This window comes from Sphaerospermopsis sp. LEGE 00249 (genome assembly GCF_014299995.1).
Classification (GTDB): Bacteria; Cyanobacteriota; Cyanobacteriia; order Cyanobacteriales; family Nostocaceae; genus Sphaerospermopsis; species Sphaerospermopsis kisseleviana.
On sequence record NZ_JACJUZ010000114.1, the window covers coordinates 1 to 10,429 of the forward strand.

Annotated in this window: 8 protein-coding genes; 3 read left to right on the forward strand and 5 right to left on the reverse strand. The window is 41.5% G+C overall.

Annotated features, from left to right (window positions below):
* Positions 1–79 precede the first annotated feature (79 nt).
* Positions 80–307, reverse strand: coding sequence for a phosphotransferase (locus H5968_RS23630; protein ID WP_187041891.1), 228 nt, complete (start codon positions 305–307; stop codon positions 80–82).
* Positions 308–377: 70 nt separating this feature from the next.
* On the opposite strand from H5968_RS23630, the gene pgl reads away from it, so the two are divergent.
* From pgl to H5968_RS23645, 3 genes are all read left to right on the forward strand, one after another.
* Complete coding sequence (gene pgl / locus H5968_RS23635; protein WP_187041892.1) at positions 378–1,100, forward strand: 6-phosphogluconolactonase; 723 nt, start codon at positions 378–380, stop codon at positions 1,098–1,100.
* A 134-nt stretch (positions 1,101–1,234) separates the two neighbouring features.
* Complete coding sequence (locus H5968_RS23640) at positions 1,235–2,206, forward strand: FHA domain-containing protein (protein ID WP_187041893.1); 972 nt, start codon at positions 1,235–1,237, stop codon at positions 2,204–2,206.
* 106 nt (positions 2,207–2,312) lie between these two features.
* Positions 2,313–3,062 carry a M50 family metallopeptidase gene (locus H5968_RS23645; RefSeq protein ID WP_187041894.1) on the forward strand — a complete coding sequence of 250 codons (750 nt, stop codon included), beginning with the start codon at positions 2,313–2,315 and terminating at the stop codon, positions 3,060–3,062.
* Positions 3,063–3,265: 203 nt separating this feature from the next.
* Here the strand turns inward: H5968_RS23645 and drmB are convergent, their stop codons facing one another.
* From drmB to drmA, 4 genes are all read right to left on the reverse strand, one after another.
* Positions 3,266–5,287 carry a DUF1998 domain-containing protein gene (gene drmB, locus H5968_RS23650; protein ID WP_255427236.1) on the reverse strand — a complete coding sequence of 674 codons (2,022 nt, stop codon included), beginning with the start codon at positions 5,285–5,287 and terminating at the stop codon, positions 3,266–3,268.
* Positions 5,217–5,393 carry a hypothetical protein gene (locus H5968_RS23655; protein ID WP_222620785.1) on the reverse strand — a complete coding sequence of 59 codons (177 nt, stop codon included), beginning with the start codon at positions 5,391–5,393 and terminating at the stop codon, positions 5,217–5,219. Before H5968_RS23655 ends, drmB begins: the two co-directional genes overlap by 71 nt.
* 3 nt (positions 5,394–5,396) lie before the next feature.
* Positions 5,397–5,810: a four helix bundle protein gene (locus tag H5968_RS23660; RefSeq protein WP_187041895.1), complete on the reverse strand. Its 414-nt coding sequence runs from the start codon at positions 5,808–5,810 to the stop codon at positions 5,397–5,399.
* Between the two features lie 216 nt (positions 5,811–6,026).
* On the reverse strand, positions 6,027–9,584 hold the full coding sequence (gene drmA, locus H5968_RS23665; RefSeq protein ID WP_370569805.1) for a DISARM system helicase DrmA: 3,558 nt from the start codon (positions 9,582–9,584) through the stop codon (positions 6,027–6,029).
* Positions 9,585–10,429 lie beyond the last annotated feature (845 nt).

Sequence of the window (10,429 nt, forward strand, 5' to 3'; positions counted from 1 at the left end):
ACTGGTGACTGGGGACTGGTGACTGGGGACTGGTGACTGGTGACTGGTGACTGGGGACTGGTGACTGGGGAAGAAAATTTTAGATTTTAGATTTTAGATTAGATTTTAGATTGGAGATCACAAAAACAATCCAAAATCCAAAATCCAAAATCCAAAATCCAAAATCCAAAATCCAAAATCCAAAATCCAAAATCCAAAATCCAAAATCCAAAATCCAAAATCCAAAATCCAAAATCCAAAATCCAAAATCCAAAATAAAAAACTTCTGCCTCCTGCCTCCTAACTCTGATGATGTTAAAAGTTTCAAAAGTTAAACTGGGAAATTGTCAGAAATTAGGTATTCTATTGCTGAAAGTCAGCTATGTGATGATGAACCCATGAACAAGAAGGTTGAAATTTTACCCGATCTCCCAGCTTTGGTAGCACGGGCGAGGGATTTGATTCTGTCCAAATTGGCCACTGCCATTCAAGAACGGGGACAATTTACTATTGCTTTATCTGGTGGTAGCACACCTAAGCCTTTGTATGAAGCTATAGCCTCTTCAAACCTGCCTTGGGATAAAATTCATGTGTTCTGGGGAGATGAACGTTATGTACCACCAGATCACCCCGATAGCAATGAACTTATGGCGCGTCGTGCATGGTTAGATCGGGTTGCTATCCCCGCCGCTAATATTCACGCCATACCCACTTTATCAGCTAATCCAGCGGTAGATGCAGCTAAGTATGAACAGCATCTGCAAGAATTTTTCCATGCAGCACCGGGAAACTTTCCCCCATTGGATGTAGTTTTACTGGGAATGGGTGATGATGCCCACACTGCATCTTTGTTTCCTCATACAGAAGCTCTTAATGTACGCGATCGCTTGATTACTGTAGGTAACAAAGACGGTAATCCTCGCATCACTTTTACCTACCCATTCATCAACGCTGCACGGAGTGTAATTTTTTTGGCTGCTGGTGCTAATAAAAGACCTGCTTTAGCTCAAGTCTTCGCACCTACCGCTGATGATTTTACTTATCCATCTCGCTTGATTAAACCTCAAGGAGAATTGCTATGGCTGCTAGATGAAGCAGCAGGTTTAGAACTCAAACCCTAAATTAGTGAACAGGGAACAGGGAATAGGAAACATCAATTGCCTTTTGCCTTTTGCCTTTTGCTTTGTGCCACTGATAACTGATAACTACTTGCTAGTAATATATTTTACAACTAACTTGATTAAGGCTTAAATCCATGATCGTCTGCCCAAATTGCAATCATCCCAATCCAGACGGCGCTGTTCAGTGTGAAGCTTGTTATACGCCGTTACCAGCGACTACAAACTGTCCCAGTTGTGGGGCAACTGTACAAGCTGATGCTGCTTTTTGCGGTCAGTGTGGCTATAACCTACACTCCGCTCCTGTTGTAGCAGAACCAACTGTAGTAAGTGCAACCATCGATCCTAATATTCCTGTGGAAGTACCACCTTTGGTTACTCCTGACCCTATGTTAGAACTTTTACAAGCTAATCCTTTAGGATTCGATACTTATACTCATCCTCCTGTTGCTTCTACTCTACCACCAACAGTCGTGGCAGCAGTTCCACAACCAGCACCAGCACCAGCACCCGCACCAGTTCCACCTCCAGCCGCAGTAGCCCCACCCGTACCCACACCAGCACCCGCACCAGTTCCACCTCCAGCACCAGTTCCAGAAGCGGTAGTTCCACCAGCACCTGTGCCAGCACCTGTACCAGCACCTGTACCAGCACCTGTACCAGTTGTAGTTCCAGTTCCAGTTCCAGTTCCAGAAGCGGTAGTTCCACCAGCACCAGTACCCGAACCACAACCAGAAGCACCAGCACCCGCACCCGCAGTATCTAAAACTCAATTACAACAAGTGGTGGCGCGGCTATTCCATGTCCAAAGTAACCAAGAAATTGAATTACTGCAAAATGTGTCTGTAATTCATATTGGTAAACCCAATGATCGCATTCCCCCAGATATTGATGTAGCAGGATTTCCTAATTCAGAAATTGTCTCACGGATTCATGCAGATATTCGTGTTGAGGGAGATGCACATTATATAGAAGATGTGGGTAGTTCTAACGGCACTTATATTAATAATTTGCCGTTATTACCAGGAAATAGACACCGCTTACGTCCAGGCGATCGCATCAGTTTGGGTAAGGGAGATTTGGTAACTTTCTTATTTCAACTCTCTTAGAGAATAATTCGTAATTGATAATTCGTAATTCGTAATTAATAATTAGTAATTAGTAATTAGTAATTATAAATTACGAGTTACGGATTATTAGTAGGAATATTACATAATGAGAGAACCAAAAAATTTTTCATCTTTGCTCACTCAAGAAGCACCCCCAGAAGTTGAACGTATGGGGTTAAGTTGGCTTGTAGGAGCAGCGATCGCCACTGCTGTTTTGTGGCAATTCCCAGCAGGTGATTATATTTTATACCCATTTACCATCTTGGCAACTTGGTTTCATGAAATGGGACATGGTTTGATGGCTCTGATCTTGGGGGGAAATTTTCATAAATTACAGATTTTTAATAATGGTTCTGGTGTGGCTACTTATTCTATGCGCTCTACTTTGGCTCCCCTTGGTCCTGCTTTGGTTGCGGCCGCAGGTCCGATGGGTCCACCTATTGCCGGTGCAGCATTAATTCTTGCTTCCCGCAGTTTTAAAGCCGCTTCCCTCAGTTTGAAAATATTAGGGGGGTTTTTGTTATTTTCTGCCTTGGTTTGGGTGCGTTCTTTGTTTGGGTTGATAGCAGTACCCTTACTAGGTTTAATTATTTTGGCAGTAGCTTTGCAAACTCCCCGCTGGGTACAGGGTTTTGCTATTCAGTTTTTGGGTGTGCAAGCTTGTGTGAGTACCTACCATCAATTAAATTATCTATTTAGTTATAGTGCAGGATCTTTAGGGCTTTCCGATACAGCACAAATGCAAAGATATTTACTGTTACCTTATTGGTTTTGGGGTGCTTTGATGGCTGTGGCTTCTGTGGTGATTTTAGTGCAAAGTCTGCGAGTTGCCTTTCAGTTGCCATCTCCAAAATAGAAAAATAGAATTTAGTAATTTATCATAAGTTGTAGGGGTAATTCATGAATTACCCCTACGCAAGAATAAGGTTTGCAGTCACATCTTGCGTAAGTCCTGGAATAAAGAAGCAATCAAAGATCATCAAGATTTAGGGATTTACAAAATTGCCTTTTTTCTCCTCTTGAGTGAAAACAAAAATGTCTGTATTCCTTCCCTGTTCCTTATTCCCCCAAATTGAGAAAAAACTCACAACCTAAATTTTCTAAAGTTGGTACAATTAAAGCCCGATCTAAAAATTCATTCCGCCATTCACAGGAAGTTTCGGCAATCAGTAAACAGCCATGACAAGCAGCACCATGTAAAAATCTTTCTTCTTGCAGGTTATCTGGTTGATGTTGAGAACATACAGGATCATTAGAACATAATTTACCTGTTTCTAAGGCAATTTTTAAATGGTATTCAATGTTATTACCTACCTCTACTAAACCCCCTAATGTCCCTTCAGAACCAGGCGAACCTGTATATAAAAGGATGCCATATCCTGTGTCTGGATTAGCATAAATTCTTTCTCTGATGGCACTGGCAGCATAACCGCATTCTAAGGAAACGGCGGTAATTAATAGATGTGATAAGGAATGCAGCATTATATAGGGTAAGCCAGGAAATTTAACTTGATCTTCGGAGATATTTTTACTGAGACACCATTGTTTTAAACCGCTTGCTAATTTTCTCCCTCTGGCTTTTACTACTTCTTTTTCTTGCCATTCTTCAATTACTTGTTTATGAAACCCAATAAACACACCTTCGCCTTTATTTTCAATGGCTGGTATCCATTTAGGTTCAAAATCTAATGCTGCACGCTGTACATTAATGGTTAAGTTTTTATCTATTTCTCCTTCAATATCTGGGAGAGAAGCTTCAAACCGAGTAAACCCTATTTGGGCAATAACTTCTCTTAACCTATGGACTAATACTACTCTTTCTATATAAGGTAATAATTCACTGGGAAAATGATCTAATTTGCGGTTAGTTGCATAAAAATCATCATGCTCTTTACCTGTAGTTTCTTCACAATTTAATAAAGCTTCTAATTCTACTTGTTTAATGGTTTTACTTTCACTGCTTTGTTTATTATTACGACGTTGAATTTCTGCCCAAACTGTTTCTGCACCAAATTTCACTAAGTCGGCAAATTTCGGTTTTTTTAGTTCTTTAATTAAATCATCAATATCTTCGGCGTATTGTAGGTCTTCTTCATAGTACCGATCTACGGCTTGTTTGAGTTGTTCATCATTATCTGGGATGGAAATGACGCTTAAAGTCTGGGCAAAATAGGCATTACTGGCGGATCTGACTAATAGCCGGTTGTATTCTCGCTCCTTAGTTTTAACTATATTGCCTGTTTTATCTATTACACAACTGTAACAATCATTTTGTTTACCTTGATAACCCAACCAAGGGCGATCGCCTTGACATGGTCCTAAAACTCTGGACTTGGGCAGTTTGGCTTGAGACAGGGGACGACGCGCACCTTTACAAACTTCGCACCGGACAAAGATTTCTTCAAAGTCGTTACCAGAACCACCTTCATCTAACCATAGTTGATGTTTGCATTTGGTATTAAAATCATTGTGGGCGAAGGCGTACCAGTTAATATCGCTGATGTGTCCATTGGCACAACCTTGAACAAAGCGGATAGGAACGGCGTTAACTGACTTACCATCAAATTTTAAGCCTGATTGAACTTCTCGCCAAGTGACTAGGGGACGGGTACGGTAGTCTTTGCCGTGAAAGCGGACTGTTTTTTCTACTTGGGCGACAAACCAGGTGGGGAAAATAAACACACCAACATTAGCATCTGGGGCATAGGAGTCAGGGTTATCCCTGGGAGGACTGTATAAATTAACGGGTTCTTGCAGTTCGAGAATTTCCTGAACTTTATTTTTTAAGCGGTCTTCGCGGATGTATTGTTTTTCACCTTTCCAGAAGGATAAACCGCCGATAATAACGGAGTGTTCTGGTAAGTCAACCATTGAACCTGGTCCGTAGGTGTTGAGGAGTTGACTTTGGCGTATTTCTGCTAGGGGGGTGAGTCGTTTTTTGTGTTTGGGCATAGGTTGGTGACTGGGGACTGGGGACTGGTGACTGGGGACTGGGGACACTTCGACAAGCTCAGTGCATCGCTGGGGACTGGGGACTGGGGACTGGTGACTGGGGACTGGTGACTGGGGACACTTCGACAAGCTCAGTGCATCGCTGGGGACTGGTGACTGGGGACACTTCGACAAGCTCAGTGCATCGCTGGGGACTGGGGACTGGGTAATTCATTTTATTTTTCCCAATCACCAATTACTAATCACCGTTCAACCATTCCATTTTATTACCGTATTCTTCTTGACCTTGTTTACTATTTTTGATGAAACGACAATAACCATTCATATTTTTTTCAATTTTCTCTCTCAGTTCATTAACCCAATTTAATTGTTCCTTTGTACAATAACCAAGACTTTCTGCAATGATAAAAATACTGGCAGTTTCTGTTAATGAACCACGAGCAATATATAAAAAACGTAAGCGGTCAAGATAGTGATAACGTCCATAGCTTTCAGCTATATTTAGAAGAATACTACATGAAGATCGGCGCAATTGATCACTGAGGTTGTAGCGTTCATGGTTTGGTAAACTATCTGCTAAACGATATGCTGCTTTAAGTAACTTCAAACTATCTTGATAAAAATCTAAAGATTCAAAGCTTTTATTGTCCATAAACAATATTTGGCGATTGGTGATCAGGAATAATACTACCCATTACCCATTATTACTTACTCCCCAGTCCCCAGTCACCAGTCCCCAGCGATGCACTGAGCTTGTCGAAGTGTCCCCAGTCCCCAGTCACCAGCGATGCACTGAGCTTGTCGAAGTGTCCCCAGTCCCCAGCGATGCACTGAGCTTGTCGAAGTGTCCCCAGTCCCCAGTCACCAGTCACCAGTCACCAGTCACCTCCACACCTCCTGGATCGCAAATTCTTAATTTGACTACTGGTTCAACATCCCTTAAACTGCGCTGGGCTTTGAATTTCTGTCGTTCTTGGGTTTGTTTCTCGGTGTAGGGATCGTAGGGATCTAAAAGCAAGGGGTAAAAAGTTTCTCGTTCTTTCTGATATTGCAAGCGTTGATCTTGAATGACTATTTTTTCCCAGGTATCCAAAAGGTTGCTGACTGCTTTCTCTATATCTTGCACAAAGTTAGCGTCTGCTGTGGGACTATGCATGGCTGCACGTTGGGCGATCGCCTGCACTACTATTTCATCTAGTTCTTTTCTATACTGATTAATATAATTAGCTCCCATTGCTTCTGTCATCTCTGGTTTGCCTAGTCTACTTAATGCTACTGTCACCCCGGCTAAACCCCGATCTAAGGCACGGGGTGAAAATGGTGTGACGCTTGTTGCTTCTACGGCTCGGTAAAATGTGGTATGCCAATGGGCAAAACGTTCATAGTGTGAGCGATCGCGTGGGCGGTGGATATTCAGTAATGTTACTACTAATCCTGGTTTTTTGGTATCTCTCCCGACTCGGCTGGTAGCTTGGATATATTCGGCTGCGGTCTTGGGTTGCCCTAATACTACCATTAATCCTAGTCTGGTAATATCCAAGCCCACAGATATCATATTTGTGGCTAAAGCGACATCAACTTTTTCCGTTTCTCGAAATGGTAATGCTAACCGGCGTTTGGTTTCTGCTACTTTATTGGTGCTGATGCGGGATGTTAACTCTGTGGGTTCGTCGTCTATTTTGCGGTTAGCAAATAAACCGGCTGTTTCTCCGTAACGTCGCCGTTCTCCGTATTTGATCAGTCGGGAGTTTACCTCATCTTCTACTAAGCGCCGACTTCCCCCCAATTCTCGCAAGGAGTTAAAATAACCTAACAAGGTCATATAAGGATCAGCAGGGTTTTCAGGGTTTTTCTTCCCGCCTAATTCTAACCAGATTTTCTGTGCCGCTCCTAATAATGCTAAATAAGATTGCAATAATACTACTTTTAAACTGCGTCCTTGGGCGGCTACTCCTACATATAAACGCCCTGGGGAGTCTGTCACAGGTACGGTTTTAGCAAAAAACGAATCATGGCGATCTGGTCCGGGTGGGGGAAATATTTCCACCTGTTGACGGGCAAATAAAGCCTGGATCTGTCTGTCTGCTCGGCGGACTGTGGCGGTTGAGGCGATAATTTTCGGGCGGACATTTACACTATTATAACTTATTGTGCAGAGAGCGTCAATAGCAGTTTCATAAAGTCCTACCATTGTTCCTAAAGGTCCAGAAATTAAATGTAATTCGTCTTGAATTACTAAGTCTGGAGGGGGTAAAAAGGTCTTTAATTTTTTTAAGTTTGTTCCTGTAACTTTTGCAGGTGTATCTGCGTGACTAAAAAAACCAAGTTTTTGATCATGATGAGTAACTTTACCGAATAAGGCCGCAGTTTGTCCCACCCAAGGTAAGTTAGCAAATTTATCCACGGTGGCAATGATAAAACAAGGAAGTTGTCGGTAAATTTGCTCATCTACGGCGATAATAGGCAGAAAATTGTTACCTTTCCAAACACAGGCGGGTTTTCCGTCGGGGTGGGTTTTGCGGTTGGAACAGGAAACTTTTAACTCTGTGGGATAATCGGCATTGGGTAATAATTGAAACGCTCGACCGGATAATTCTGTACCACACCAAGGACATCTTTCTAAAGGTATGGGTTTGGGTTTGATTTTTTCTTCCTGTTGAAAAGCTATTGTGCGTTCACGGGCGGTATTTTCGTTTTTGTCGCCTTTTTTACCCATTTTGTTGGGTGTAGCACTGTCTCCTACCCATAAACCAATATTAAACGGATGTTGACCGAGTATGTCTGGGTGTTGTTGTCGTTGTAATTCTAAGGCACAGATGAGAGTTGTGGCTCGTTCTAATTGGTCAAGGGTGAGTAAGCGTAGGGTATAACGCATTAAAACTGTGAGACCGGCGGAGTAAATGCTAGGGTCTTTGAGACGACGTAAAACCAAGGTAAAAGCAGCTAAACCGAGATAAGCTTCGGTTTTTCCGCCACCTGTGGGAAAAAACAGCAAATCTACGGTTTCTCGGTCTGGGTGGGTAGGTTGGCTAATACTGACAAGATTCAGGAGGAGGAAAGCTAACTGAAAAGGTCGCCATTTGGGGGTAGGTGCGTCACTAGGGGCTTTATTTGGGTTATCTTGACAAAAACGCTGTCGGCGGGCAGTTGCTAGGGCTTGGTTAGCTATTTGGAAGGCTTGAAATACTAGGGGGTCGTCTAATTCTTGTAGACCTGCGGCAATACGTTGATTAATTATATTAGCTTTGTTTAATAACTCTTGGGCGGTTTTGGCTAGGTGGGGTTGGGGGGGGATAAGTTGAAGTTGTTGAGATATCCAGTTTGCATATTCCGTCACTATCGCCCCAATCATATCACGAACAGTATCAGCGTTAGAGGCTTGGGCTAAAGCTTCCATTCCCAGTTCTAAACCGGCGATATTTGCAGCTTCCACCCTGGGGACTTCTGCGGTGGGTATCCAAGTGGTAGAAATTTCTTGACATTGGTTATTTTCCAGGAGTGCAAGCGCAGAGATATTATGACCAACTGCATATTCACAGTCATCACGGTATTGGAGAGATGCGATCGCCTCATCTTGGTCCAGGGTATTTTCTCCCCGCAAGTCAGGACGAGGAACAAATATATCTGATATATCTGATATATCTGATATTTCTGAAGTGCGAATAGTTAAACCTGCTTGAAAAATAAAACTTTCATCTTGTTTACTGTGGGGTTGATAAACACGATGGTTAACAACAAAAACAGAAACCGACTGTGTACCGATGGGAAGTTGAGGAGAAGTTGCAACGGGACGACGGGAAATATAAAGTTTTAACCCACTATTTAAACCATCTCGATCACTCACATCAAGAGAAATTTGATCATAATTGGCAGGTAGGGAAATTGGTATAGTAATAATATTAGGAAAGCGATGCCATAATATTTCTGTTGGGGGTTTGCTGGGTTGATCTTCGTTATTATTTTCTGCTGAAGTTTCTATTTCCCGTTCTTGGGGTTGATAGTCTCCCCATTCTACAGTTACTTCTAATTTTTCAGTTGTTGCAGGAACTAAAAAACTCAACCCGATGGAAGAAGGGAAAGGTGCTTTTCTTGCAGCAGCAGTTTCTGGTGTTTTGGCATCTTCAGCGATATCTTTATTAGTAATTACTTCTATTGTATCATCTGCTGTGGGGTCATATTTCATTTCTACCGGCGCACCAAAGGGAACTAAAAACCCGGTAAGATACCATTTAGATGGGGGTTGGTTTAAAATTTCGGTTTGATATTCTAGGTCTTGGGAACTAGGACCGATTAAATCTAATTTTAGGGCTTTTTGGATATAGGCGCGAACATCTTGAGATTCCATATTTTTGGGGACTGGGGACTGGTGATTGGTGATTGGGGACTGGGATATAATTATTTTATTCTGTAGGTTGGGTTGACGCAAGGAAACCCAACATTTTAATTTAACGCAGATGAACGCAGATAAACACAGATGATAGATGATAAGATTATCATTTTTTGTCTGAATCAGGATGTCCAGGATTTGAGGATGTACAGGATTGTTTTTTTAAGATTATCATTTTTTGTCTGAATCAGGTCGTTATCGAGTTTCGACTACGCTCAACTACCGCGACTTGTACTGAGCGACTTGTACTGAGCGCAGTCGAAGTAAGTCGAAGTAAGTCGAGATAATGTCCAGGATTATAGGATTTATGATTAACGTCACGCTTCGCTATCAGGATGGGATTTTTATAATTTTATAAGATTATCTTTTTTGTATTCTTGATGATTTTATATTATTTTGATAATTTATAAACAAAATCCCGTACATCCTATAATCCTGGTTATCCTGATTCAGACAAAATAAATCATCAATAAAAACCACAATCTCTAAACAACATCCCGTACATCCTCAAATCCTGGTTATCCTGATTCAGACAATTATCAATTATCAATTATCCATTATCAATTATCAATCACATCCCGTACATCCTCAAATCCTGGTTATCCTGATTCAAACAATTATCAATTATCAATTATCCATTATCAATTATCAATCACATCCCGTACATCCTCAAATCCTGGTTATCCTGATTCAGACAATTATCAATTATCAATTATCAATTATCAATTATCAATCACATCCCGTACATCCTCAAATACTGGTTATCCTGATTCAGACAATTATCAATTATCAATTATCCATTATCAATTATCAATCACATCCCGTACATCCTCAAATCCTGGTTATCCTGATTCAAACAATTATCAATTATCAATTATCCATTA

What these genes read in the sequence shown, in the direction of transcription:
- pgl (WP_187041892.1), top strand. Translation starts at nt 378, where the DNA reads ATGAACAAGAAGGTTGAAATTTTACCCGATCTCCCAGCTTTGGTAGCA.
- H5968_RS23640 (WP_187041893.1), top strand. Translation starts at nt 1,235, where the DNA reads ATGATCGTCTGCCCAAATTGCAATCATCCCAATCCAGACGGCGCTGTT.
- H5968_RS23645 (WP_187041894.1), top strand. Translation starts at nt 2,313, where the DNA reads ATGAGAGAACCAAAAAATTTTTCATCTTTGCTCACTCAAGAAGCACCC.
- H5968_RS23660 (WP_187041895.1), bottom strand. Translation starts at nt 5,810, where the DNA reads ATGGACAATAAAAGCTTTGAATCTTTAGATTTTTATCAAGATAGTTTG.